Source organism: Kiloniellales bacterium (genome assembly GCA_030066685.1).
Classification (GTDB): domain Bacteria; phylum Pseudomonadota; class Alphaproteobacteria; order Kiloniellales; family JAKSBE01; genus JAKSBE01.
This window is the reverse complement of record JASJBF010000019.1, coordinates 28,280-53,131: the sequence shown is the minus strand read 5'-3', so window position 1 is coordinate 53,131 and position 24,852 is coordinate 28,280. Positions and strand designations below refer to the sequence as shown.

The window sequence follows — 24,852 nt, the reverse complement described above, 5'->3', positions numbered from 1 at the left end:
CCGATATCAAAGAGGAGCAGAACCCTTGCGCGCGCTCGCGGTCTTTCACGGCGCCGGGCGGGGCTTGGCCGTGAGCCTCTTCTGCGGCCACCGGCCCGGCTTCCGCCACTGCTTCGCGGTCCTGGAGACCGAGGCCGGCTGGCTGCGGATCGACGCCCAGGCGCACCGCACCGTGGTCGAGCTGGTGGCGCCGCCGGCCTATGACCTCGCCGGCTTCTACCGCGGCGCCGGCCTGACCGTGGTCGAGACCGAGGTCCGCCGGCCGCCGCGGCGCGACCTGGCGCCGGTCTGGTTCTCCTGCGTCGAGACCGCGAAGCGGCTCCTCGGGGTCCAGCGCTGGTGGATCTGGACCCCCTGGCAACTCTATCGCCTCCTCACGGCGGCTTGAGCCAGAAGGGCTGCAGAAGCGGGCCGCGTCCGGCCGCAGCCTGCTATGATCCTGGTCTCTTAGCCGGCGATGCGAGGCGCGCAGCATGCGGCGACGTTTCGGTCTGATCAGCCTTGTCCTGGCGGCGGCCTGCGCGGCGGCACCGGGCCCGGCGGCGGCCGCGGCGTGCCGCCCGGTGTCGCAGGTCGGCGCCTATCGCTTCGAGCTTTGCGCCGCGGCCGAGGGGCCGGGCCAGCGCCTAAGGCTCCTTCGCGACGGCACCGAGGTCTTCGCCACCGAGGACCGGAGGATCGAGGTCGCGCCGGCCCTGCTGGCCGCCGGCGGCGGGCGTGATCCGCTGCCGCCGGGCTGGGACGTCACCGGCGACGGCCAGCCCGACGCCGTGGTCTACGGCGATTCCGGCGGGGCGCACTGTTGCATCCAGGTCTATGTCCTGCGGCTCGGGCCCGATTTCGCGGTGCTGAACCGTCTTGACGCCGGCAAGCACCTGCCGCTGTTCCGTCAGGCCGACGGCGACCCGGCGCTGGAGATCGAGCTGCGCGACAACATCTTCGCCTACTGGCGGGCGCCCTTCGCCAGGTCTCCGGCGCCGCGGGTGGTCCTCGACTTCCGGGACGGCCGCTACCAGGCGGCGCCGGAGCTGATGCGCCAGCCGGCGCTCGGCGAGGCCCGCCTGCAGCGCCGCGCCCAGGCGCTGCGCCGGGGCGAGGGCTGGGACCGGGACCCCCGCTACCCGCTCGACAGCGGCCTCTGGACGGTCATGCTCGAGCTGGTCTACGGCGGTAACCTGACCCAGGCCGAGCGCTTCCTCGAGCTCGCCTGGCCTGAGAGTCGGCCGGGCCGCGAGGACTTTCGCCGCGCCTTCTTCGACTGCCAGCTCCGCTTCAGCCTCTACTGGCCGGCGGTCGCCGCCTTGAACGGCCTGAAGCCCCTGCCGCCGGCCGAGGGCTGCAGCGGCTGACCGCCCGAACTTCCTCCATCCTCAACCGGAGACCCCGCATGTTCCGACGCCACATCGCCGGGCTGGAAAGCCCGTGGTTCGACCGCCGCCGCTTCAAGTCGGTCTTCGATCCGCCCAAGCCACCGCCCCCGCCGCCGCCGCCACCGCCGCCGCCGGAGCCGGACGATCCGGCAGTGGAGGAGACGCGCCGGCGCGAGCGCCTGGAGCGCCGGCGGCGCCGCGGCCTGCCCGGCACGATCCTGACCAGCAGCCTGGGCGACACCGCGCCCGTTCCGGACCGGCGCAAGACCCTGCTCGGGCAGTAGCCGGGCGACACCCACAGACGAGGAGAGGACTTTGTCCAAGGACGTTCAGGACCTGCTGAGCCGCTACAAGAGCTTGAAGGCGGAGCGCCGGGTCTGGGAGAGCCACTGGCAGGACCTGGCGGAGGTCTTCCTGCCGCGGCGTGCCGATTTCACCACTACGCAGGCTGCCGGCGGCAAGCGCACGGAGCGGATCTTCGACGGCACCCCCATGCTGGCCCGGCGCGGCCTGGCGGCGGCGGTCGACGGCCTGCTCAAGCCCAAGACCAGCCGCTGGTTCCGGCTCCGGCCCCGGGATCCGGCGCTGGAGGCCGACGACGCGGTCAAGCGTTGGATCGAGCTGGCCGAGGAGCGCCTCTGGTCGGCGCTCTACGATCCCCGCGCCAAGTTCGTCCAGCGCACGGCCGAGGTCGACGACGACCTCGTGACCTTCGGCACCGGGGTGCTCTTCATCGGCGAGGGCGGAGACCTGGACCGCCTGCTGTTCCGCTCGGTGCCGCTGAAGAACGCCCTGCTGGTCGAGGGCGCCGAGGGCGACGTCGACAGCCTCTTCCTGCGGATGGAGCTCAGCGCCCGCCAGGCCGCCGAGCGTTTCGGGCGCGCGCGCCTGGGTGCCAAGACCCTGGAGGCGCTGGAGGGACTGGAGGCCAAGCCGGACAAGCGCTTCGCCTTCCTCCAGGCGCTCTTCCCGCGCCGGGAACGGGATCCCCGCCGCGCCGGCGCCGCCGACCTGCCCTTCGCCTCGCTGGTGATCGACGTCGAGTCCCAGCATCTGGTCGGGGAGGGCGGCTTTCACGACTTCCCCTTCGCCCTGCCGCGCTGGGACACCGCGGCGGGCGAGGTCTACGGCCGTTCGCCGGCCATGTTGGCCCTGCCCGACGCCAACAGCCTGCAGGAGATGGGCAAGACGCTGCTGGTCGCCGGCCACAAGGCGACCGACCCGCCGCTGCTGGCGGCCGACGACAGCGTGCTGGGCGCGATCAAGACCTTCCCCGGCGGCATCACCTACTTCGATGCCGAGACCGTGCGCGACCTCGGCCGCCTGCCGGTCACGCCGCTGCAGAGCGGTGCCAACGTGCCCCTCGGCCGCGAGATGCAGAACGACACTCGGGACCAGATCTGGCAGGCCTTCTTCCGCAACGTCCTGCAGCTTCCGGTCGGCGCGCCGAGCATGACCGCGACCGAGGTGCTGGAGCGCAAGGACGAGTTCTTGCGCACGGTCGGCCCGGTCTTCGGCCGTTTGGAGGCGGACTACCCGGCGGTGATCGTCGAGCGCGCCTTCGGGCTGCTCGAGCGCGCCGGCGCCTTCCCGGAACGGCCCGAGCGACTGCAGGGCCGGCGCCTGCGCTTCACCTTCGCCTCGCCGGTCGAGCAGGCCCGCCGCCAGGTCGAGGCCGCGGGCGCCGCCCGGGCCGTGGAGCTGCTGGCACCCTTCGTCTCGGCCCAGCCGGAGATCATGGACCACTTCGACGGCGACGCCATCGCCCGCGACACGCCGGAGATCTTCGGCCTGCCGCAGCGCTGGCTGCGCCCGCGCGAGACCGTGGAGGGCCTGCGCGAGGGCCGGGCGGAGGCCCGGCAGGCGGCGGCCCTGGCCGCGGCCCTCGGGGGTGCCGGAGGCGGCGAAGTGCCGGGGATCGAGACCCGATGACCTGGCATCCCTTTCGCCGCCGCGCCGCCGGTGACCGGGGCGCCGACCTGGAGCGCTTCTTCGGCCGCCTCGCCCGCGACCAGCTCGGCCCGGGCTATGGCGCGGCCGAGCGCCGCCGCGACTTCCGTACGGTCTTCGCGACCCCGGCCGGCCGCCGGGTGCTCTGGAGCCTGCTCGACTGGTGCGGCCTCTTCCGCCCGGTCGCGGTCAAGGGCGATCCCTACGAGACCTATCATCGGGACGGCCGCCGCGACATCCGGCTGCGCATCATCCGGACCTTGGAGGCCGCGGCGCCGAGCGGCGAGGACGCCCCGACCGCCGCACAAGAGGAAGGGCAGGGCTAGCGATGGATCGAGACGAAGTGCAGCAGGCGGAGAGCGGCGGTTCCGCGGAGCCGATCGAGGCGGCGCCAGACCCGGCGGAGACGGCGCCGGCCTGGCCAGACGACCTGCCGGAGGAGCTGGCCAAGGCCGCGCAGAAGTTCGCCGGCCCGACCGAGGCGCTCAGGTCCTACGTGGAGCTTGAGCGCCGGCTCGGCCGCGCCGTGGTCCTGCCTGGCGAGGCCGCCGACGCCGCCGAGTGGCGGCAGTTCCACCGCCGCCTCGGGGTCCCCGAGCGGCCCGAGGACTACCCGGTCAGCTTCCCGGCGCGCCTGGACGCCAGCGAGGAGTCCGGCGTCCTGGCCGAGCGCCGCGGCCGCTTCCTGGCGGCGATGCAGGCGGCGGGGGCGACCCCCGGCGTCGTGCAGGCGGCGCTGGACTGGTTCGGCGGCGAGGTCGAGGGCCTCGACGCCGCCGGGACGGCGCGGCGCGACCGGGCCGAGACGGCGTCCGAAGGCGAGCTGCGCCGGGCCTGGGGGCCGGACTACGTGCGCAACCTGGCTTTGGCCCGGCGCGCGGTGCAGCGCTTCGGGGCGGAGGAGGGCGGGGCCCTGGCCGAGCTCACCCTGGCCGACGGCAGCCGCCTGGGCAGCCAGGCCGGCTTTCTGCGCCTGCTCGCCGCCGTCGGCGGCGCGCTGTTGGAGGACCAGCCCTTGATCGGCCCCGGCGGCCCCGAGGATGACGGCCTGGCCCGGCGCATCGACGCCCTGCACGGCCTGCCCGCCGAGCGCTACAAGGCGGAAGAGGTCCAGAGCGAGCTGCGGAGCCTCTACCGCCGCCTCCACGGCGGGGCGGGGTAGGGGCGCAGAAGCGCGACCTTAGCGCCCTGTTCTTCAGCCAGACGTGCTACAGCATTTCCGGGGGCCATTTTTTCCGGAAAAGCGACAGGAACTCGTCAATGAGTTTAGGTTTCTCGATGGCCCCCTGCATGGCTGCCAGATCCTCGTAAGTGTCCCGAATGAAACCCGGGGACGGAAAGTCATTCAGCGTACGTTCAAGGATTTTTCTTGCTTTCTTGCTGTTTTCATCGGTCTTTCCCTTGCCATCCGAGACCGCCAATCCGACCAGAGCCGTCCCGAGAGCGTAGTTCAACTCCGCCGCTCGTTTCAGGTCTCTGGCCGTCTCGTCGAGCTTCTTTTCCTTTTGCTTGAGCTTGTTCAGCTCCTTCTCCAACTTGCCGATCGCCGCACGGAACGCGGTCGCCGGACTGTCAAGCTGATGGCCCTCGAACTTGTAGGCGTCCTTTTGCCGAAGAAGTACGATCCCTATCTCGGTCTCGACGGGTGGGACAACCAATGGTTTGTTTTCATTCTCAAGCTGTTTTTCTGCGTTCGATGGAACTTGCGCCCCTGGAAAGGACCCGCGCGCGGAGTTCGGCATCGCCGAGGCAGACCTGGTCCGCTCGAGCCAATCGTAGATCGTCGTCCTGGCATCGTCCGCTGGTGCGACTTTCCCGGCTTCCAGGTAGCCCTCTTCGGCCTGCCTCGAAACCCGGATGGCCGCCTCGTCTTGCTTCAGATCGGTTAGCGCGCGGCTCAGCTCCCGGTTGACGTTCGCCAGCCGCCGCAATGCGATGACCAAGCGAAGCTTGTTTCCAAGTTTTCGCTCTCCCTTTATCGCCCGTTCGAAATGATGTGCGGAGGCTTGTAGAAGCTCGACCGACTCTTCGGTGAACGCGTCGTTCTTGATCCGGATCGCCCAGGCTCCATCACGATGGACCTTTCCGAGCAAGCTGTTGGCCACCTGCTCGCCACGGCGGTCGCCGATGGCGATGCTCAAACGAAGAGCGTGCTCGAGCGTGCTTTTCGCTTGGGCCAACTTGCCCATTTCTCGCTCGGCGCTTCCCTTGTTCGTCCCCCAGACGGCGAGCATGCGCTGGTGATCGATGGCTCTCAGCTCGTCGTAGGCCGCCTTGAAATCGTGATTGGCTGCATCATGCTGTCCCAAGACCGCATAGCTGCGTGCTCGACCCATATAGGCCAAGGTGGCTCGGTAGGCGCGCAGCATGGGGTCGCGCTCGCCGGCCGGTATGGAATCGTACAGGCGCACCGCTTCATCGAAGCTTTGCAGCATTTCCGTGGCCTGCATCACATCGTGGTAGCCCAGCAGGCCTTGGTGAAGCCAACCGAAGTGCGCCGCGCAGAAGGCTTTGTCCGCCTTCGTGGCGACCTTGCGCTTGGCACTTTTGAGGAGAGTCTCGGCCTCGTCCCGCGCGCCCGCATCGTTCTTGTTCCAGGCCCGGTAGATCTGCCACAGCCCCTCGTTTTCGGAGTCCCCGCAATCCTTGGCGATGGTCTCGGCCGCGGCGAGGAATGAGTCGGCCTTTTCGGGATGGGCCATGAACAGATAGGTAACGCCCAGTCGTCCGAGATTTTGCCCCCGTTCGACCTCGGTCAAACGATCTCCAACTTCGTCGGGCTCCAGCCTCGTTCTCATCTTCACAAGGCGGTCAAAATGCCCCCAGGTCAGCAGGTAGGTATCGACATCGTTGAGGTCTTTGAGGGCCTGCGCATAGCCGTCGCCCCGTAGACGATGCTCGAAGGCCATGAGCATCGGATATACTTCCTTGATGCTTGCAGGCTTGGTCGTACCCTTCGCTGGAAAGGTCTCCCGGTAGAGGGCCTCGTAGTATTGAGCCACTCTATTTTCGAGGCTATCTTTGGTGTATCCTTCCACAGTGCTGCCCCCCGCGTGCCCTGCTACGACGCTTCAGGGATTTGTTCGTAGGCGTAATCCCGGTCCAGCTGATGCAGACTGTAGGTACGCGTATCGGTGTGATACTTCACGAAGTAACCATTGACCAGGCGCCGCAATCCGGCGTGAACATCCGGCCCCGTCACCCAGGGCTGTATCAGATGCGCGATTGCGTGCTCGTCGACTTGCTCGTTGAAGACGGCAAGCGCCTCCATGAGGCGCCGCTCGGACTCCCTCAGGTGCTTGTAGCCGACGGCGACCAATGGGCTCATGACCTCCGTTCCGAAGAGGCTCTTATCGGAGATCAGCGTGGCGAGATCGGTGGTCGGGTCCTCATACAGCAAACCGGCCAGAAGCTCTAAGGCCCTGGGAATACCGCGTGTCAGCTGGCTGGCCCGGCGCAAGAGCTGCCGTGGTGCATCCCGAATGCCGAGCGTGCCCTGGGGGTCCAATTCCTTCAGCAGGGCGATCGCTTCCTGCTGCGCAAGACCGCCCTCGAGAGAAATCGCCCTAGTGAACCGCAAGGCCGCAGGCGGGAGCCTGACCTTCTGGCGCGAGGTGACGACGAGGCGGACACCGCTCGGTTCGATCAGGGCCTGTTCGACGAATATCCGAAGGCCTTCGTCTTCGATCGTTCCATCCGCTTCGAGCTCGTCTTCCAGATTGTCCAGCAGGATGATGTAGAGGCCGTTCGTCATCGTCTCGATGAGATACTCTGCTTTCGCCCTCAGAGACATGACCGGATTGCCCCACCTCAGTCTCAAGGCCTCGGCCGTCTTGTCGTCGAACATCCGCCCGACGTCCGCATAGAGGCGCTCCAGCGTAATCCGCATGCTTTTCGCCGCGAGGTAGACGATGCCCTGGACGGCTGAGCCATTGAGTTGGCCGCTTTCGAGATCGGCCAGAACCCGCGTCGCGAGCGCCGTCTTGCCCATCCCGCCCCGACCCAAGATGCTGACCATGTGGACCAAGGGATCGGCGAGATAGTCCCGCAGGGCCTTCGTTTCGCGCTGGCGTCCCTTGAAGACGGCGCTGACGTCCAAGGGGCGCACGTTGACAACGTTTCTGATCCGGTGTCCGGGCCTCTGCATAGCCGGCCGCGCAGCGCGCCGCCTGATGGGCGGGCCGCTTTGAGGGCTTCCCGGCCAGCGCCAGACTTGCACCGGCCGGGTGATGTTTTTCAGAATGCAGTCTTGGCCGCCGGAGAACTTAACGCCGATCTTGCCGACGATCTGAGAATGGACCAGTTCGGAAATGCAGATACCGCCGGGATCGGCGAAAGATTCCAATCGAACCGCAATGTTCACACCATCGCCATAGATCTCGCTGCCTTCGACGACGACGTCGCCCAGATTGATTCCGACACGGTATTTGATCTGTTCTTTGTGTAGGGAGTTCGCCTCGAATTCTGCGAGGCTCGCCTGGATATCGACCGCGCAGCCTACGGCGTCCACGACGCTGGCAAACTCCACCAGCAAACCATCGCCGGTCGACTTGACGATGCGACCGGAATGCGCGGCGATTTTCGGGTCGATAACCTCGGTGCGATGCGCCTTCTGCCGCGCAATCGTCCCCTCCTCGTCCGCCTCCATCAGCAGCGAGTAGCCGACCATGTCAAGGCAAAGGACAGCAGCCAGCCTGCGCTCGAGGCGATCAGCCGGCATGAGTTAACGACCTCCCGTCCAGCATTCAAGACGACACAACTATACGCTTTGGCGCCGCAGACGGCCAATTGCCTTTGCCGGGGCGCTCCGCGTCCAGGATAACGGCACTGGTGGATTGGTCTGTGGGGATTCCCCCATTCGACCCACATCGCCGGCGTCCAGACTTTCCTATTGCAGTCTAACAAGACGGCCAGGAGTCGAACGGCCGGCGGTCGCGGGTTTCCGCGGACAGAACGAAGGGTCGGCAGAAGCGCGCGAGGGCCTGCTCAGGTCCCTCGGTGTCGGGCCGATGCGTGGCCTCAGCCGTCGAGCGGGGCCTTGCCGTTGGGCTCGATCACCCAGGCCTTGGGGAAGCGGGCCGTGGCGCGCAGGCCGAACTCGGGGATGCAGTGCACCTCGAGGCGGCCGCCGTGGAGCTCGACCAGGGACCTCGGGATGTCGAGCCCGAGCCGGGTCGGCAGGTTGGCCAGGGCCGGATCGTTGGTCTTGACCTCCTCGGCCTGGGTCGGCGGCAGGGGCTGGCCGCCCGGCAGGCTGCCGAGCTGGGACTGCACGGTCAGGCGGAACTCGCCGGCGAGGCTGACGTCGGGCACCGCGGAGACCAGGTCGCCCGGGTCGGAGGCCCGGATCGCGTTGAGGATCAGGGTCAGGACGATCTGCTGCAGCGCCCGCTGGTCCATCTTGAGCAGCGGCAGGCCCTCCGGCACGTCGACCGCCAGGGTCACGCCGGCGTCCCGCGCCAGCTTGCTGGCCAGCCGCCGGGCGTCGCCCAGGGCGGTGGGCACGTGGCAGACCTGGTAGGGCCGGCGGGCGCCGTCGGCGGTGGCGCAGGGCAGCTGCTCGACCTCGCCGAGGAAGGCCATGAGCTGCTGCCCGGTCTTGAAGATGTCCTGGGCGTACTGGCGGTACTGCGGGTTGCCGACCGGCCCGAACATCTCCTGGCCGATGACCTCGGAAAAGCCGAGGATCGCGGTCAGGGCGGTGCGCAGGGCATGGTCGACCCGGACCCGCTCGGCCTCGCTGCCGGCCGGGCGGGGCGTCTCGGCCGGCCGCTGCGGGCGCTTGGTCTCGCGTGTCGGGGCCTGGCGGCCGACGTTCTGGGCTTTCGGAGCTGCGCTGGTCACCTGGTCTCAGATCCCGCTGGGTGGCGTCCGGCACCGGCCTGTCCCGCGCCGCCCCCGGAGCCGTCCCCGGATCGTCGCCGCCCGTGCCTGTCTCGTCTGCCGGCACGATAGCCGGATCTTTTTGAGAACTTATTAATAAAGGCAAACAATTCACTTCTCATAATGGAAATTTACCATATACTCGTTCTATAGTTAAAATTGAGACCAAAAATCGTGACAATTTTGGTAGAATACATGGTTTTTTATTGACGGTCTCCGCAGTTCGGCGTACTTCCTTAACAAGAGGTAAATAACAACCAAGACGCCGGGAGGGGTGCATGAAACGGCTGCGCAGGGGCTTTTTGACCGCCGAGCAGGGCGCGACGGCGATCGAATACGCGATGTTGGCGGCGACCTTGTCGGTGCCGGTGCTTCTGGTCTTCGCCTACCTGGCGGACGACGCCTTGGCGATCTGGGATCTCGTGGCCCTGAGTCTTGCCGATGTCGCCGAGCAGGTTCGGCTGCTCGAGTAGCCCGCGCGCTGCCGCCGGGCGAGGCGAAGGCTCGAGGCTCTCGGGACTCGGGGGAAGCACGGCGGACGCGGAGCTCGAAAAGGAGATCTCCGCCGCCGCCACCAGCCGGGCTCGGCCCCGCAGCTCCGCCGCCGCGGGGCCTTTTGGTCGGCGCCTCAGTAGCGGTCCTCGCGCTCCTGCGAGCGACGCGCGCGAGCCTGAACGGCCTGCAGGACCGTCAGGGTCGCGGGATAGCCGATCAGCACCACAATCAAGAGCACGATCGAAAGGTCAACGAGGTCTGCGATCATCGCAGCAGGCTCCCTGCGCCTGGTTTGGTTAACCGATGATTTAACCCTTAGCCTTAAAAAACCGTTAAAGATCCGCGGTCTGGCGGGCGACCTTCTGCGGATTCGGCAGCTGGCACAAGCCTAGGGCGGCCGAGATAACATCGGCGGGGGTTATCTGTGAGCTTTGTGGTTAGGGCGGGGGCTCACCAAAGGCCGAGGCGTTAAGGATTTGTTAACCTTACCGGTCGTACCTTGGGTCTTGGGAGCTGCCTCTTTCTCCATCGCGGCCATCGCGGAGAAGCTTCTAGCCTTCTTCTCTTGGTCATGCCAGCTCCCGATCTTGGCTCGCAAAACCGGAAGAGTCCCGTTGCCCCCCAACGGGGCTCTTCCATTTTGGGCCCTCGCGATCCCGCCCCACCGTCCCGGCAGGAGCCGCTTGACAGCCCCGGCGGCGCCCGGCGCATCCTGAGCCTGCAATGTTCTCGGTCCGCAAACTCAGCCGCCCCGGCCTGGGCCCGATCTCCTTCGAGGTCGCGGCGGGCGGCTGCCTGGGGATCGGCGGCCCCTCGGGCGCCGGCAAGTCCCTGCTGCTGCGCGCGCTCGCCGACCTCGACGCCAGCGCCGGCGAGGTCAGCCTGGACGGCACCCGGCGCGAGGACCTGCCGGCGCCCCTGTGGCGTCGCCGGGTCTGCTACCTGGCCGCCGAGTCCGGCTGGTGGGCCGACCGGGTCGGCGCCCATTTCCCGGACCGGGAGCCGGCGCGCCCGCTGCTGGCGGCGCTGGGCTTGCCCGAGGACTGCCACGACTGGCCGGTCGCCCGCCTGTCCAGCGGCGAGCGCCAGCGCCTCGCCCTGGTCCGGGCCCTGGTCCGGGGGCCCCAGGTCCTGCTGCTCGACGAGCCGACCGCCGCCCTCGACCCGGAGAGCACGGCCGCGGTCGAGGCCCTGATCGCCGAGCACCGCGCCGGCGGCGGCTGCGCCCTCTGGATCAGCCACGACGCCGCCCAGCTGGCCAGGGCGACCGAGGGCGTCCTGCGCCTGGAGGGCGGCCGGTTGGTGGAACCCGCGGCATGAGCTACATCGTCCTCGACCTCCAGGACCTGGTGCTGGCCTCCCTGCTGGTGCTGCTCAACGGCGCCCTGTCGCTGACTTTCCGGCTGCGGCTCGAGCGCCAGTACCTGATCGCGGCGGCGCGGATGATCGTCCAGCTGCTACTGATCGGCTTGGTCCTGACCTGGCTCTTCGCCCAGGTCTCGGCGCTCTGGACCGGGCTGGCCGCGCTCGCCATGGTGCTCTTCGCCGGGCGCGAGATCGTCGCCCGCCAGGAGCGGCCGCTGGCCGGGCTCTGGCGCTACGGCCTGGGCACCGGCTGCATGCTCCTGGCCGCGGCGGCGGTCACGGTCCTGGCCCTGACAACCGCGGTCCAGCCCGAGCCCTGGTACCACCCGCGCTACGCCCTGCCGCTGCTCGGCATGGTCCTGGGCAACACCATGACCGGGGTCAGCCTCGGCCTGCAGAGCCTGAGCACGGGCCTCTGGCGCGCTCGGGCCGGGGTCGAGGCGCAGCTCGCCCTGGGTGCGACCCGCGACGAGGCGACCCGGCCGATCGCCCGCGAGGCCCTGCGCGCCGCCCTGATGCCGATCGTCAACGCCATGGCGGCGACCGGGCTGGTCGCCCTGCCGGGCATGATGACCGGGCAGATCCTGGCCGGGGTGGAGCCGGTCGAGGCGGTGAAGTACCAGCTCCTGATCATGTTCCTGATCGCCGGCGGCACCGGCCTGGGCGCGGTCGCCGCGGTCCTGGGCGGCGTGCGGCGCCTGACCGACGGCCGCCACCGGCTGCGCCTCGACCGCCTGCTGCCGGCCGCGGAGGAGGGGTGACGGGCGTCCGGCGGCGCCGGGCCTTGCCGACTCGACCGGGCCTCGTGCTACACAGGGACAAGGGGGCAAGTCCGCCCAACCGGGAGACCAAGACCATGGCCCGCCTCGCCGCCATCCTCGTCCTGACCCTGCCGCTCGCGCTCGCGGGCTGCGCCGCGAACTCCGGCGCCGGGCGCGCCCCGTCGCCCGGGGCCGAGGCCTCGACGCCCACCGTCTTCGACCTGCAGCGCCAGATCGACAACCTGGAGACCCAGATCGAACTGATGCGCGAGCAGATCCGCGAGCTGCAGACCGGCCAGGCCGGCAAGACCTTTTAGCCGACGCGCGACCGGGCGCCCGAGCCCGGGCCGCCGTCGCGCCTGATTCCTTTTTCGATTTCCCGACCCGGCGCGGGCGCGGGCAACCCTGTCCAGAGGGCAGGGCCCGCGGCCGCCCCGGCCTGCCTTTCTTCACGCAATCCCGGTGGCCCTGAAGCGGGCCGGCGGCCGGCGGCCCGTGCGCCCATCCCGATCCGGGCTGGAGGCGGGGAACCGCGGGCCTCGGCCTGACCGTCCAGGACAACCGGCGGGGTGCTCTTTCCCGAACCCCAAGACAAGCTGACAAGGAGCGACCTCACGCGATGAGCACCTCCATCGATCTGAGCTTCGTCAAGCAGTTCGAGCGCGAAGTTCACGAAGCCTACCAGCGGCGCGGCTCCCTCCTGCGGGGCACCGTGCGGACCAAGAACAACGTCCGCGGCGCCTCGACGACCTTCCAGAAGGTCGGCAAGGGGGCGGCCACGACCAAGGCCCGCCACGGCCAGATCACGCCGATGAACGCCAGCCACGACCCCATCGAATGCCAGCTCGCCGACTTCTACGCCGGCGACTGGGTCGACAAGCTGGACGAGCTGAAGACCAACCACGACGAGCGCGAGGTGGTGGCCAACGCCGGCGCCTGGGGCCTCGGCCGCAAGACCGATGAGCTGGTCCTGACCGCCGCCGGCGGCACCAGCAGCTTCGTCGGCGACTTCACCGGCGCCATGACCCGGACCCTCTTCCTGGAGTCGGTCGAGGCCCTCAACGGCGCCGACGTGCCCAACGACGGCGGCCGCTTCGGCCTTTTGTCGCCGCGCCAGTGGTCGGTCGCCATGACCATCAACGAGTTCGCCTCCTCCGACTTCGTCGGCAAGGACCTGCCCTACGTCAAGGCGGCGGGCTCGCGGACCTGGTTGGGGGTCAACTGGATCATGCACACCGGCCTGACCGGGGTCGGCAGCAACCAGACCCGCTGCCTGCTCTACCACCGCACCGCCATCGGCCACGCCGTGGGCGCCGATGTCATGACCGACATCACCTGGCACGGCGACCGGGCGGCGCACTTCGTCAACAACATGATGAGCCAGGGCGCCTGCCTGATCGACCCCGAGGGCGTGGTCGAGATCCGGGTCAACGACACCCTGGCGATCCCGGCCTGACAGGAGGACGCGACAAGCCATGGCCTTCGATCCCAAACGCATGGTGCTGTTGTCCAACGGCGACGGGCAGAAGCTCTACCTCTACCGCACGGCGGACGCGATCGCGGCGATCGCGGCGGCCGACTACTTCCTGCCCTTCCAGGGCCAGCTCGATCCCAACGACGTGGTCCTGGCGGTCGGCAACACCGGCGGCGCGCGGACGGTCGACCTCCTGGTCGTGACCGCCGCCAGCCCGACCACGGTGACCGTCGCCAACGGCACCTGACCTCTCCCTCCCCCGACCTGAAGCGGGGCGGTCCCGAAAGGGGCCGCCCCGTTCTTTTTCGGACTCCCCCACGCAGACGAAAAGAAGGAAGCAGTCCATGGCAGGACCGGAGCTCTCGCGCGCCGCGGCCGGGCCCGCGGCCGCCCTTGCTGCGACTCCACAGCTGCCGTCGCGCAAGCCCGAGCCGCCGGAGTCGGTGGCGGCGCGCCTGCGCCGGGGCGCCGCGGTGGCGGCACGCCGGGCCCAGGCGGGCGCCGGTCGGCCGGAGATGACCCGGGCTGCGCTCGGTCTCTTCGCGGCACCGGACGATGCGCCGGCTGGGCTGCCGGCGGCGGTCAAGGCCGAGACCGGCGCCGCCATGGCGGCACGCCTGAGCGAGGCCCGCCGGGCCGGGCTCGGCGAGGACGACCTGGCCCGGCTCGAGGCCGAGCTCGGCGCCCACCAGCTCCTGCTGCTGGAGCGGGGCCTGGCCGAGCAGGCCGCGCGCCTGCGCGCCCAGGCCGCCGGGCAGCTCGAGGCCGAGGCCGGCGCGCTGGTCGCGGCCGTGCTGGCGAACCCCGCGCGGGCGTTCGACGCCGTGGCGGCCCTCGACGAGCTGTTCGCCGACTTCGCGCCGGGCGTCGCCGCCGAGGTGCTTTCGGCCTTTGGCGAAGAGACCCGGGCCGCGCTGGCCGCCGCCGAGGTCGAAGGCCACATCGCCGCCGGCGATCCCAAGGCGGCGGCGGCGGCCCTTGAGGCGATCGAAACGCTGCCCGCGCCGCAGCGCGCCCGCCTGGAGCTGGAGATCGCCGCCGAGCGCGCCCGCCGCCCGATGCAGGAGCGCCTGCTTGCCAGGACGGCGGCGCAGGCCGGGATCGTGCGGAGCGGCCGCGCCGAGGGTCTCAGCCCGGCCGGCCTCGCCGTCTTCCAGGAGGCGGCCGCGCCCGGCTTGCGCCCGCACGACCCGCGCGCCCGGCAACTGGCCCAGGCCGGCGCCGACGACGCCGGCGGGTTCGAGGACCCCCGGGGCCCCAGCGAGCGCGAGATCAACGACTTCCTGTCCGAGACCGGCGACCTCAGCGACGCGGCCTTCCGCGACGCCGCCGCCGGCTTCGGCCTGGATCCGGAGATGGCCGCGCTGTTCCGCGACATGCTCCGGGTGACGCCGGAGACCGAGGCCGAGGTCAGGCAGCGGATCCGAACGCTCTTACCCTTCGGCTTCGGCGCCCCGCGCAACGAGATCCGCACGGTCCTCGACCAGATCCTCATGACCGAGGACGCGGAGACCCGGCAGAGGCTTATCGAGCCGCAGCTCAAGTTCGGCCGCGCCGACCGCGACCTCGCGGCCGACGCCGCCGCCGGCGGCTTCCGGTCCGGAGCGACCCGTCCGACGCGCCAGCTCGGGATCACCCAGGGCGGCGGCCGGAAAGGCCGAGGCTCCAAGCCGGGCGAGGATGGCGACCCCGAAGCCCCGCGAGGCGGCCGCCCCAGGAGCCCAGGCGGCGCCGGTCTGTCCGTCGGCCAGCCCGACCCGGTGCTCACCAAGAGGACGGTCGTCCAGCCGGTCGAGGGCCGGCGCAGGCTGCTGGAGATGGCGGCGGAGGCCAAGCCCGACTTCGACCGCCAGCTCGAAGACATCGCCAGGTCCGTGCCGGGGACCAAGCTCGGCCTGAGCCGGATCAAGGAGGACGGCGATAGGCTGACTTCCAAGATTGAAGAGTTCCAGAAGGAAATGCGGAAAGCCGGTGTCGAGCCGGCCTCGCCGGATAGCGGCGCTCACCTCATCCGCGATTACCTGGCGGGCCGGTTGATCCCGGAGAACCACGAAGCCCTGCAGGGTGTGCTGGCGCGGGTCCGAAAGGATTTCGTGGTGGTCGACGAAAAGGATTTCATGAAGAAGCCGAAACCCCTGACAGGGTACTCCGCGATACACTTGCAGCTCAGGCATAAGAACGGACTGACCGTGGAACTGCAGGTGCAGGGTGCGCCCTTCAAAAAGGCTGCTGATGCACAGCGCGAGATCTTCGAGAAGTACCGTGACTTCGGAGATGATATTCCCGACGCGCTTTGGTCGGACTACAAAAGAGACCAGGCGCGATCTCGGGAAGTCTTCGAGCGTGCCTGGAGGGAATGGCTCGGTGCCGGAAACAAGGACCCCAGGGTCGAAAAGTAGCTACGCAACTGGATCAAGCCCTCCATATCTAGAGTATGGTAGAGCGTAAAGAGGAACCTTCTGGATGCAAAAGGTTGTCGACATTGTTCTTGGGCCGTCCCTGCCTGAGACAGGTGGGATAGCTCGTGCTGTTACCCTGGAGAACGGGTGGGGGCAGATTCAGACCTACCATCAGCGAAAGAAAACCTGGGTGAAGGGCGGCTCAAGCCTTCAATCCCTTTGGACCGCGGAAGATTTGGACCGCGAGATGCTGGAAGAGATGGGCTACGAGGAAGAGGACATCCAGAACATCCTCTGGCAGCCGGGAGACGAATAGGTCTATATCAAACTCTTGATTCCCGAATAGCACGGCGGCTCCGGCCGCCGTTTCTGACTCCAGCGGAGACTACGGCGCCGGCACTTCAAATTGGACTCGCCGGCGTGGCTCCGCGCCGAGGCCCGGGCCGCGACGATCGCCGAGCTGGAGGACGCCGGCATCGACCCGTCCAGCGTCGACCTCGTCCGCGCCGACTCCGACAGCCTCTACGGCCTGCGCGACCCGCGCCTGGCCGAGGCCACGCAACTGGCCCAGGCCGGCAGCGACGATGCGGGCCCGACCACGGTGACCGTCGCCAAGGTCACCTGAGACCTGTCTCTCCCCGAAGTGAAGCGGGGCGGTTCCGAAAGGGGCCGCCCCGTTCCTTTCCGGACCCCGACACACGAGAATATAGGAAGCAATCCATGGCAGGACCTGAGCTCTTCCTCGCCCTGGCCGGGACCGCGGCGGCCGCCGCCGGGACCGTCGTCCAAGGCGTGGCGCAAGCCAATCAATCGGAATTCATGGCCGAGATCGCCGAGCAGCAGGCCGAGCGCGAGCGCCGGATCGCCGCGCGCCAGGCCCAGGACTTCCGCCGCGAGCAGAGCCGACTCGGCGCCCGCTCCAGGGCCCGGCGCGCCGGCTCGGGTGTCGCCGGCCGGGGCTCCGCGCTCCTGGTCGAGGAGGACATCGCCGCCGAGACCGAGCTGGGCGCCTTGGACCTGCTCAACAACGGTCTGGTCTCCGCCACCCGACTGGAGCAGCAGGCCCGCCTCGAGCGCATGGCCGGGCGCAGCCAGCGCGACCGGGCGCTGTTGTCCGGCACCTCGACACTCCTGAGCGGCGCGGCCTCCGACCTCCGGACCTTCCGCTGACGCTCTCGGACCGAAGGCAAGCGAGAGATGGCGAGCGTGCCGGGCCGCGGCGCGGTGCCGCGCGTCGGCCTGAGGCGGGACCCGGGCCTGCGGATTCCCGAGGGGCTCTTCGAAACCGAGATCGACGAGGTCCTGGCCGACCTCGGGCGCGGCCTCAAGGGCGAGGCCGCGCGGATCAAGAGGGAAAAGGAGAAGAAGAAGGCCGAGGCCGAGCGAAAGAAAGCCGAGGCCGAGAAGGAGAAGGCTGAAGCCGAGAAGGAAAAGGCTGAAGCCGAGAAAGGGAAGGCGAAGGACGACAAGAAGAAGGCTGAGGGCGAAGCGGTCGATGGAGGGGCGGCCCCGCCCTTGCCGTCGCGCAAGCCCGAGCCGCCGGAAGCGGCCGCGGAGCGCCTGCGTCGTGGCGCGACAATCGCGGCGCGCCGAGCCCAGGCGGCCGCTGGCCGGCGGGAGATGACCGAGGCGGCCCGCGAGGTCCTCGACGGCGCCGAGCAGCCGGCGGCCGGCCTGCCGGCGGCGGTCAAGGCGCAGGCCGAGGCCGTCCTCGAGTCGCGGCTGGCCGCGGCGCGCGAGTCCGGCCTGGGCGAGGACGACCTGGCCCGCCTGGAGGCGGAGCTCGGCAGCCACCAGCTCGTGCTGCTGGAGCAGGGTGCGCTCGAGCAGGGCGCGCGCCTGCGCGCCCAGACCGCCGCGCAGCTCGAGTCCGAGGCCGGCGAGCTGGTCGAGGCCGTGCAAAGCGATCCCGCGCGGGCGGCCGAGGCCGCGGCGGCCCTCGACGAGCTACTCGCCGACTTCGCCGCCGGGGCCGAGCCGGCGCGCCTGGCGGCCTTCGCCGGGCAGACCCGCGCCCGCCTGGACCTGGCCGAGGTCGAGGGCTTTCTGGTGGACAGCGATCCGGACGCGGCGGCAGAGGCTCTTGCGGCGGCCGAGGCCCTGCCCGAGGCGGCGCGGAGCCGCCTGGCGCGGCGGATCGCGGCCGAGCGCGCGCGCCAGCCCGAGGAGAACCGGAGGCTGGCCGGCCACGCCCGGGCCGAGGCCCTGGCGGCGCTGGCGGCGGGCCGCAGCCCGGACCCCGAGACCCTGGCCCAGATCGCCGAGCTGGCGGGGCCCGAGGCCCTGGCGGGCCTGGAGGCCGAGGCCGAGACTGCGGCCGGGCGCCGAGACCTGGCCGGGCGTTTGAGCGGCCGGCCGCAGGTGGCCTGGGACCGGGTCCTCGAGGAAGCCGGCGTCGGCCCGGCGGAGCGGGCGGCCGTGCTGCGCCTGGCCGAGCCCCTGCGCCGGCGCATCGAGCTGGACCCGCGGGGCGCGGTGGCGGCGCGGGTCGAGGCCCGGATCGCGGCGCTGACCGCCCAGGGCCAGCTCCGCACGCCGGCCCAGGAAGCCCGGGCCCGGCGCTTCTTTGCCGCGGCCTTCCAGCGCGAGGCCGGAATCGAGGCGCCCCGGATCTTCACCAACCAGGAACGCGCCGACTGGGTCGAGGCCTATCTCGATGCCGAGCCCGAGGCCCGGCCGGCCCTGCTCCTGGCGGCGCGCGCCGACGGCGCAAACCCCGGCGACGAGACGGCCCCGCCCGACGAGGCAGCGCTGGCCGAGCTGATCGCCGGCCTGCCGGCCGGGCTCCGCGCCGAGGCCGAGGCCCGGGCCGCGACGATCGCCGAGCTGGAGGACGCCGGCATCGACCCGGCCAGCGTCGACCTGACCAGCGTCGACCCGGGCAGCCTCTACGGCCTGCGCGACCCGCGCCTCGCCGCGGCCCCGCAACTGGCCCAGGCCGGCAGCGACGACGCCGGCGGCGCGGCCGGGGAGGGAGAGGGCCCCCGGGGCCCGAGCGAGCGCGAGATCAACGAGTTCCTGTCGGAAACCGCCGGACTGAGCGAGGAGGCCTTCCGCGAGGCCGCGGTCGGCTTCGGCCTGGACCCGGAGATGGCCGCGCTGTTCCGGGACATGCTCCGGGTGACGCCTGAGACCGAGGCCGAGGTCAAGCAGCGGATCCAGACGCTCCTACCCTTCGGCTTTGGCGCCCCGCGCAACGAGATCCGCACGGTCCTCGACCAGATCCTCATGACCGAGGATGAGGAGACCCGGCAGAGGCTCATCGAGCCCCAGCTCAAGTTCGGCCGCGCCGACCGCGACCTCGCGGCCGACGCCGCCGCCGGCGGCTTCAGACCCGGAGCGCCCCGTCCGATGCGCCAGCTCGGGATCACACGGGGCGGCGGCCGAAAAGGCCCGGGGTCCAAGCCGGGCGAGGGTGGGGACCCCGGAGCCCCGAAAGGCGGGCGCCCCACGAGCCCAGGCGGCGCCGGCCTACCCGTCGGCCAGCCCGACCCGGTGCTCACCAAGAGGACAATCGTGCAGCCGGTCGAGGACCGGCGGAGGCTGCTTGAGATGGCGGCGCAAGCGAAGCCCGACTTCGACCGCCGGCTCGAAGACATCGCCAAGTCCGTCCCGGGCACCAAGTTCGACCTGAGCCGCGTCAAGGAGGACGGCGACAGGCTGACCTTCAAGATCAGAGAGTTCCAGGATGACATGCGGGAGCTTGGCGTCGAGCCGGCCTCGCCGGACAGCGGCGCCCACTTGGTCCGGGACTACCTGGCAGGCCGGCTCATCCCCGAGAACGACAAGGCCATGGAGCGGGCCCTGACCCGAATTCGAAAGGAATTTCTGGTGGTCGACGAAAAGAACTACATGAAACGGCCGAACCCTGTCACGGGCTACACGGGACTCCATATGCAGCTCCAGCACGAAAGCGGAGTGACCATAGAGCTGCAGGTTCAGGGCGCGCCCTTCAAGAAGGCGGCCGACGAGCAGCGGCAGCTATTCGAGAAGTATCGCAACGTCGGAAGAAAGATTCCTGAGGAACTGCAACCGCAATGGAGAGCTGACATGGCTCGATCTCGGGAGATTTTTGAACGAGCCTGGGAGGCGTGGCTGGCTACTGGGAATAGGGATTCGAGAGAGCCGATGCGTTAGCCTTATTGGTTGCTTACGTAATGAATGAGGAGGCACCGGCGGAAGTTGAAGGAGGCAGGTTGATGAGGCGGATTGTCGAGATAATTGCGGAGCCATCAATTCCGGAGATGGGAGGCGTTCGTCGGGCGGTCGTTTTTGATGACGGTTCGGGCGAAGTTCAGAGCTATGTGCCACAGAAGAAAATGTGGGTTCCAGGCGGCAACCTCTACTCCTTTCGCGATGCAGAAGGAGCAACGCCCGCGCTTCTGCGCAAGTTAGGCTACGACGAAGAGGACATCGAGAAGATCTTCTGGCGGCCCGAGGACGACTAGGCTCATCGCAATCGCTTGAGTCCCTGGTAGCGGCGGCTTCGGCCGCCGTTTCTGTTTCCGGCAGAGGCCCGGCGCGTCGAGCTGGACCCGTGGGGCGTGGCTGCCGGGCGGGTCGAGGCCCGGATCGCGGCCCTGGGCGTCCAGGGCCAGCTCCGCACGCCGTCCCAGGAAACCCGGGCCCGGCGCTTCTTCGCCGCGGCCTTCCAGCGCGGGGCCGGGATCGAAGCGCCCCGGATCTTCACCAACCAGGAACGCGCCGACTGGGTCGAGGCCTGCCGCGAGGCCGAGCCCGAGCCGGGCCGAGCTCGGGCTTGAGCCTGCGCGAGGCGCCGCTAGGATCGCCGCCATGTCGGAACGAGAGCTTTTCATTTCCGTCGACATCGAGGCCGACGGGCGGATTCCGGGGCGGAACTCCATGCTGAGCTTCGGCTCGGCCGCCTTCACCCTGGAGAAGGAGCTGGTCGCCCGCTTCGCCGTCAACCTGGAGACCCTGCCGGGCGCCGAGGGCGATCCCGAGACCCTGGCCTGGTGGCAAAAGTTCCCCGAGGCCTGGGCGGCGGCCCGCAAGGATCCCGAGGACCCGGCCACGGCCCTGCCGCGCTACGCCGCGCACCTCGAGGCGCTGGGCCGGGCGCACGGCCGTGCGACCTTCATTGGTTTTCCCGCCGCCTACGACTTCGCCTGGATCAACTGGTACCTGCACCGCTTCGCCGGCCGCAATCCGCTCGGGATCTCGGGCCTCTGCCTCAAGACCCTGGGCGCGGCCCTGCTCAAGCTGCCCTTCCGCCAGGCGACCAAGCGGCGATTCCCGCGGCGCTGGTTCGACGACCTGCGGCACAGCCACGTCGCCCTGGACGACGCCGTCGAGCAGGGCGCCATGGGGATCAACATGCTGCGCGAGCTGCGCGGCCTGCCCCGGATCGAGGGGATCGTCGAGCCGGACCTGGCCTGAGAGGCGCGTGGCCCGCGCTACTGCTCGACCAGCTCGACCCGGCGGTTCTTGGCGCGGCCGTCCTCGGCGCGGTTGCTGGCGACCGGGGCCAGGTAGCCGACGCCCCAGGCCGCCAGGCGGCCGGCCTCGATGCCGTAGTCCGCGACCAGGGCCTGCTTGACCGCCTCGGCCCGGCGCTTGGAAAGCTCCATGTTGTAGTCGAGCTGGCCCCGGTTGTCGGTGTGGCCGACGACCACCAGCTTGAGGCCGACCTGGTCCTGGAGCAGCTTGGCGATCTGCGCCAGGGTCTCCTCGGACTCCGGCTTGATCTCGGTCTTGTCCGTGTCGAAGTAGATGCCGTAGAGCGCGATGCGGCCGGTGGCGTCGATAGCCTTGGCCATCTCGCCGGCGTCGACCGCCACCATCTTCTCGCCCAGGGCCTCGGCCTCGATCACGTCGAGCTGGGTGATGACCCGCTTGAAGGTCTTGCCGCCGCCGGTGTCGGAGAGCCCGACGTAGAGCGAGACGTAGGCGTCGCCGTCCTCGGGCCGCGGCAGCCTGGCGGCGAGGTAGCGAAAGTCCTTGGACTCGGTCAGATGGCTGACGTTCATGCTGTGGTTGAAGTTGCGCCCGCCGCAGGCCTTGTACTTGCAGGTGAAGACCTCTTCGAAGCCGGCCGCCTTGAGCGCCGTCGCGTAGGAGCGGAAGACGGCGGCGACGCTCTGTTCGGCCGGGGCCAGGTAGCGGATCCGAGTGACCCGGCCCTCGACCACCCGCATCGAGGCCTCGTTCTTCGCGGCGCCGCCGTAGTTCTCGGCCGGCGCGACCATCAGGCCGTACTCGTCGAACTCGGTCTCCTGGTAGTGGGTGATCTCCGAGCCCTCGTAGCGCTTGCCGACCAGGGGGTGGTCCTGGCTGTCCTGGACGTCGGCCGCTCGGGCCGGCGCGGCGGCGGCGAGCGCGAGAAGCGTGAGCGCCACCCGCAGGGGCGCGGCTGGGAATACGAGCATCTTCGAAGCCTCCTCGTTGACGACCCGAACCCGGGCCGCAAAGGGGGGCGTGGACGCGCCGGATCCGCCGCCAGGGATAACATGGAATCGCCGGTCGAGCGATGCGTCCTGGAGGGCGGCGGCTTCGTGGCAAGCGCGATGCGGTCAAGCGAACGTGACGGGCCGTGAGCGGCCGCCGTCCCCAAGTCTTGCGCGAGGGCAGGGGGCAGTCCCGCCGCCGGGCCCGGCTTCAGATGGAGGAGAGAGACTTGAGACACAGTGCCACGCGCCGCGCGCAGATCCGACCGGTGATCGCGCGCAGCCTCCTGCCGAGCCTGGTCGCGGTGGCGGCCCTGATCTACTTCGCCGCCGCCGCGCCGGCCGCGGACCACGTCGCCCGGGGCAGCTTCCAGGGCGCCAGCGGCCACGTGACCTCGGGCGGGGTCACGGTCGAGAAGACCGCCGAGGGCTACGTCCTGGTGCTGGAGGAGGACTTCAGCTTCGACGGCGCGCCGGACCCGCAGCTCGGCCTCGGCAAGGACGGCTACGACGGCTCGACCCGCTTCAGTAAGTTGCAGTCGAACAGCGGCAAGCAGAGCTACAAGCTCCCGGCCGGGATCGACGCCTCGCAGTACAACGAGGTCTGGGTCTGGTGCGAGAAGTTCTCGGTGCCCCTGGGCGTCGCCAAGCTGAAGTAACCGGTGCCAGAGACGAGTCTCTGGGCGCAAAGATGCTTTCGCATCCTCATGCTTCGACAGGCTCAGCATGAGGGTGTCCTCTCACCTCGTCCTGAGCTTGTCGAAGGGCGAGGTCGGCATCGATTGAGGATCGAGACCCGATCGTCTGCATCCGCTTGTTGTTTGCAAGGGCCCCCGGTCGGGGGCCCTTCGTCTTTTCCGGGGCCGCGTCCGGCCCCGCCATCTCCAGAGATCAGGAGTAACAGCCCATGGCCGACGTGGTCGGGATCTGCAATTCCGCGCTCGCCAAGATCGGCGCGGCGCGCATCGTCGCCCTCACCGAGGGCAGCAAGAACGCCAACGTCTGCGCCGAGCAGTACGACAAGCTGCGCGACGACCTGCTGCGCGGCCACGCCTGGAACTTCGCGATCCGGCGGGTCAAGCTGGCGCGCCTGGCCGAGGCGCCGGCCTTCGGCTTCGCCCGGGCCTACCAGCTGCCGGCCGACTGGCTGCGCACGGTCGCGGTCCACGACGACCCGGCGGCCCGCGAAGGGGTGCGCTACCGGATCGAAGGGCGGCGCCTGCTGAGCGACGCCGAGGCGGTCTACCTGCGCTACGTCGCCAGCATCGCCGACCCCAACGCCATGCCGCCGGACTTCCGCGAGGCCCTGGCCGCCCTCCTGGGCCGTGAGCTCGCGGTGCCGCTGGCCCAGTCGGTCAACCTGCAGCAGGTCCTGGACGAGCAGTTCCGCCGCCGCCTGCGCCGGGCCCGCAGCGTCGACGCGGTCGAGGACTTCCCCGAGGACCTGCCCCCCGGCCGCTGGGTCGCGGTCAGGGGTTAGGGCTCGAAATCTGCCACCCCAGAGGTGTCATACCCGGGCTTGACCCGGGGATCCATCGAGACGCGGCACCGTGGATGCCCGGATCAAGTCCGGGCATGACAGCTGTGGGAAAACGATGGGCCGAGTGTTGGCAGGGGCTGACGCCCGCCTCAGGTCGCGCTGGTGCGGTCCTTCGGGGTTTCCTCGCCGCAGGCGGCCTGCAGCAGCTCCAGGGTCAGGACCTGGTCGTTGGCCAGCATCTGGCAGTCGTCCTTCTTGACCGGCTCCAGGCCGGCGACGAAGGCGGCGACCTCCTTGGGCGCGGTCTCGTAGTCCAGCTTCCAGTAGGGCAGGGGGCCCGGAACCTGGCGGAAGCCGAGGATCAGCGGCGCGGCGTCGGCCCAGGTGGTCGCCGCGATGTCCTCCTGGCGCAGGAAGAAGCGGCGCGGCGCGAGCTGCTGGCGCGGGACGAAGATCATGTCGACCCGGGGCAGGACGCAGGGCAGGGCGTCGGGCCAGACCACCATGGTCCGCGGCGGGCCGCCCTCGGGCACCGTGACCATCGAGATCTTGGGCACGAAGACGTTCTGGCCCAGGCGCTCCTGGTGGGCGCCGCGGTCGCGGTTCCAGCGCCACACGGCCTCCAGGATCTCGGAGGGCAGGGCGTGGAACTCCTCGCCGCTGTAGTCCTTGGCGAAGTTCTGGTAGGCCTCGAGGTTGCCGTCGTTCCAGCCCTCGAGGAAGCCCGCCTCGCTGAAGGGCCTGCGGCCCCGGCCGTCGACCTGGGGGTCGTTGGTCGCCAGGTCGAAGCGGGCGATGAAGGCGGCCAGCTCCGGCGCCGCCTCGAGGCCGAAGATGTGCGGCCGGTAGTAGTTGAGGTTGAAGGAGGCGAAGTGGCGGAAGGCGTCCTCGCCGAGCTCGGCCAGGACCTCGGGCTCCGTGGCGTCGGCCAGGTCGAAGTGGAAGTAGACCCCGGTGTCGCGGTTGTCGTAGGTCGCCTGGTTGCCCTCGACGCGGTAGCAGGCCCGGCCGTCGAAGTAGGCGGTCAGCTCCTCGCGGCTCGGCTGGTCGCGGCCGTTCTTGGTCCCGAAGTAGAGGTCGTAGCTCATAACCGCCCTTCTGCTGCGGTACAGGGAGACCCTAGCCAAGCTTGAGCTTGGAAGGAAGCCCTAGTACTCGGTCCAAGGGTATTGGGCCAGGGCTCTTTTGCCGGGAGGTAAGTGTTTCTCTTGAATTTGCCCCGGATTCACGTGTTGGTGTCTTGGACTCGGCCGCTCTGCCGGGACCTG

General features: G+C 69.6%; 28 protein-coding genes. 22 read left to right on the top strand and 6 right to left on the bottom strand.

Going from position 1 to position 24,852, the window contains the following annotated elements; translation table 11 throughout:
* Positions 1-25: 25 nt before the first annotated feature.
* The 6 genes from QNJ30_12395 (at position 26) to QNJ30_12370 (ending at position 4,482) form a co-directional block, all read left to right on the top strand.
* Entirely contained in the window at positions 26-388 is a 363-nt protein-coding gene (locus tag QNJ30_12395; protein ID MDJ0944263.1) for a hypothetical protein, read from the top strand.
* Between the two features lie 85 nt (positions 389-473).
* Positions 474-1,349 carry a hypothetical protein gene (locus QNJ30_12390; protein MDJ0944262.1) on the top strand — a complete coding sequence of 292 codons (876 nt, stop codon included), beginning with the start codon at positions 474-476 and terminating at the stop codon, positions 1,347-1,349.
* 38 nt (positions 1,350-1,387) lie between these two features.
* Complete coding sequence (locus tag QNJ30_12385; protein ID MDJ0944261.1) at positions 1,388-1,654, top strand: hypothetical protein; 267 nt, start codon at positions 1,388-1,390, stop codon at positions 1,652-1,654.
* Between the two features lie 31 nt (positions 1,655-1,685).
* Positions 1,686-3,302 carry a portal protein gene (locus QNJ30_12380; protein ID MDJ0944260.1) on the top strand — a complete coding sequence of 539 codons (1,617 nt, stop codon included), beginning with the start codon at positions 1,686-1,688 and terminating at the stop codon, positions 3,300-3,302.
* Positions 3,299-3,646 (top strand): hypothetical protein, encoded by a 348-nt coding sequence (locus QNJ30_12375; GenBank protein ID MDJ0944259.1) that lies wholly within the window; start codon positions 3,299-3,301, stop codon positions 3,644-3,646. The genes QNJ30_12380 and QNJ30_12375 overlap by 4 nt, the downstream gene beginning before the upstream one ends.
* A gap of 2 nt (positions 3,647-3,648) precedes the next feature.
* Positions 3,649-4,482 (top strand): hypothetical protein, encoded by an 834-nt coding sequence (locus tag QNJ30_12370; protein MDJ0944258.1) that lies wholly within the window; start codon positions 3,649-3,651, stop codon positions 4,480-4,482.
* A 46-nt stretch (positions 4,483-4,528) separates the two neighbouring features.
* On the opposite strand, the gene QNJ30_12365 is transcribed toward QNJ30_12370, so the two are convergent.
* From QNJ30_12365 to QNJ30_12355, 3 genes are all read right to left on the bottom strand, one after another.
* Positions 4,529-6,235, bottom strand: a complete 1,707-nt coding sequence (locus QNJ30_12365; GenBank protein ID MDJ0944257.1) for a hypothetical protein — start codon at positions 6,233-6,235, stop codon at positions 4,529-4,531.
* Positions 6,236-6,381: 146 nt separating this feature from the next.
* The gene (locus QNJ30_12360; GenBank protein MDJ0944256.1) at positions 6,382-8,040 is read right to left on the bottom strand and encodes an adenylate/guanylate cyclase domain-containing protein; all 1,659 of its coding nucleotides are present in this window, start codon (positions 8,038-8,040) and stop codon (positions 6,382-6,384) included.
* A gap of 299 nt (positions 8,041-8,339) precedes the next feature.
* Positions 8,340-9,164, bottom strand: coding sequence for a HAMP domain-containing sensor histidine kinase (locus QNJ30_12355; GenBank protein MDJ0944255.1), 825 nt, complete (start codon positions 9,162-9,164; stop codon positions 8,340-8,342).
* A 317-nt stretch (positions 9,165-9,481) separates the two neighbouring features.
* Here QNJ30_12355 and QNJ30_12350 point away from each other — a divergent pair, with 317 nt between their 5' ends.
* Complete coding sequence (locus tag QNJ30_12350; GenBank protein ID MDJ0944254.1) at positions 9,482-9,676, top strand: hypothetical protein; 195 nt, start codon at positions 9,482-9,484, stop codon at positions 9,674-9,676.
* 155 nt (positions 9,677-9,831) lie between these two features.
* Here the strand turns inward: QNJ30_12350 and QNJ30_12345 are convergent, their stop codons facing one another.
* Positions 9,832-9,966, bottom strand: a complete 135-nt coding sequence (locus tag QNJ30_12345; protein MDJ0944253.1) for a hypothetical protein — start codon at positions 9,964-9,966, stop codon at positions 9,832-9,834.
* A 455-nt stretch (positions 9,967-10,421) separates the two neighbouring features.
* Here QNJ30_12345 and QNJ30_12340 point away from each other — a divergent pair, with 455 nt between their 5' ends.
* The 13 genes from QNJ30_12340 to QNJ30_12280 all read left to right on the top strand — a co-directional run bounded on the left by QNJ30_12340 (position 10,422) and on the right by QNJ30_12280 (position 21,097).
* Positions 10,422-11,018: an ATP-binding cassette domain-containing protein gene (locus QNJ30_12340; protein ID MDJ0944252.1), complete on the top strand. Its 597-nt coding sequence runs from the start codon at positions 10,422-10,424 to the stop codon at positions 11,016-11,018.
* Positions 11,015-11,824 carry an iron export ABC transporter permease subunit FetB gene (gene fetB, locus QNJ30_12335; protein MDJ0944251.1) on the top strand — a complete coding sequence of 270 codons (810 nt, stop codon included), beginning with the start codon at positions 11,015-11,017 and terminating at the stop codon, positions 11,822-11,824. Before QNJ30_12340 ends, fetB begins: the two co-directional genes overlap by 4 nt.
* A 95-nt stretch (positions 11,825-11,919) precedes the next feature.
* Entirely contained in the window at positions 11,920-12,141 is a 222-nt protein-coding gene (locus QNJ30_12330; protein MDJ0944250.1) for a hypothetical protein, read from the top strand.
* Positions 12,142-12,443: 302 nt separating this feature from the next.
* Positions 12,444-13,280: a phage capsid protein gene (locus QNJ30_12325; protein ID MDJ0944249.1), complete on the top strand. Its 837-nt coding sequence runs from the start codon at positions 12,444-12,446 to the stop codon at positions 13,278-13,280.
* 19 nt (positions 13,281-13,299) lie between these two features.
* Positions 13,300-13,545: a hypothetical protein gene (locus tag QNJ30_12320; protein ID MDJ0944248.1), complete on the top strand. Its 246-nt coding sequence runs from the start codon at positions 13,300-13,302 to the stop codon at positions 13,543-13,545.
* Positions 13,546-13,642: 97 nt separating this feature from the next.
* Positions 13,643-15,697 (top strand): hypothetical protein, encoded by a 2,055-nt coding sequence (locus QNJ30_12315; protein ID MDJ0944247.1) that lies wholly within the window; start codon positions 13,643-13,645, stop codon positions 15,695-15,697.
* Between the two features lie 64 nt (positions 15,698-15,761).
* Positions 15,762-16,013, top strand: coding sequence for a hypothetical protein (locus QNJ30_12310; GenBank protein ID MDJ0944246.1), 252 nt, complete (start codon positions 15,762-15,764; stop codon positions 16,011-16,013).
* Between the two features lie 90 nt (positions 16,014-16,103).
* Positions 16,104-16,322: a hypothetical protein gene (locus tag QNJ30_12305; GenBank protein MDJ0944245.1), complete on the top strand. Its 219-nt coding sequence runs from the start codon at positions 16,104-16,106 to the stop codon at positions 16,320-16,322.
* 95 nt (positions 16,323-16,417) lie between these two features.
* On the top strand, positions 16,418-16,867 hold the full coding sequence (locus QNJ30_12300) for a hypothetical protein (GenBank protein ID MDJ0944244.1): 450 nt from the start codon (positions 16,418-16,420) through the stop codon (positions 16,865-16,867).
* Between the two features lie 27 nt (positions 16,868-16,894).
* Positions 16,895-19,834, top strand: coding sequence for a hypothetical protein (locus QNJ30_12295; protein ID MDJ0944243.1), 2,940 nt, complete (start codon positions 16,895-16,897; stop codon positions 19,832-19,834).
* A 62-nt stretch (positions 19,835-19,896) separates the two neighbouring features.
* Positions 19,897-20,145, top strand: coding sequence for a hypothetical protein (locus QNJ30_12290; protein ID MDJ0944242.1), 249 nt, complete (start codon positions 19,897-19,899; stop codon positions 20,143-20,145).
* Positions 20,146-20,241: 96 nt separating this feature from the next.
* Positions 20,242-20,460: a hypothetical protein gene (locus tag QNJ30_12285; protein MDJ0944241.1), complete on the top strand. Its 219-nt coding sequence runs from the start codon at positions 20,242-20,244 to the stop codon at positions 20,458-20,460.
* 31 nt (positions 20,461-20,491) lie between these two features.
* Positions 20,492-21,097 (top strand): hypothetical protein, encoded by a 606-nt coding sequence (locus QNJ30_12280; protein ID MDJ0944240.1) that lies wholly within the window; start codon positions 20,492-20,494, stop codon positions 21,095-21,097.
* Between the two features lie 17 nt (positions 21,098-21,114).
* On the opposite strand, the gene QNJ30_12275 is transcribed toward QNJ30_12280, so the two are convergent.
* Positions 21,115-22,086 carry a DUF4892 domain-containing protein gene (locus QNJ30_12275; protein MDJ0944239.1) on the bottom strand — a complete coding sequence of 324 codons (972 nt, stop codon included), beginning with the start codon at positions 22,084-22,086 and terminating at the stop codon, positions 21,115-21,117.
* Between the two features lie 248 nt (positions 22,087-22,334).
* On the opposite strand from QNJ30_12275, the gene QNJ30_12270 reads away from it, so the two are divergent.
* A complete protein-coding gene (locus QNJ30_12270) occupies positions 22,335-22,763 on the top strand; it encodes a DM13 domain-containing protein (GenBank protein ID MDJ0944238.1) in 429 nt (142 codons plus the stop codon).
* 248 nt (positions 22,764-23,011) lie between these two features.
* Positions 23,012-23,584, top strand: a complete 573-nt coding sequence (locus QNJ30_12265) for a hypothetical protein (protein MDJ0944237.1) — start codon at positions 23,012-23,014, stop codon at positions 23,582-23,584.
* 149 nt (positions 23,585-23,733) lie between these two features.
* Here QNJ30_12265 and QNJ30_12260 read toward each other — a convergent pair whose 3' ends face one another.
* Complete coding sequence (locus QNJ30_12260; GenBank protein MDJ0944236.1) at positions 23,734-24,672, bottom strand: hypothetical protein; 939 nt, start codon at positions 24,670-24,672, stop codon at positions 23,734-23,736.
* Positions 24,673-24,852 lie beyond the last annotated feature (180 nt).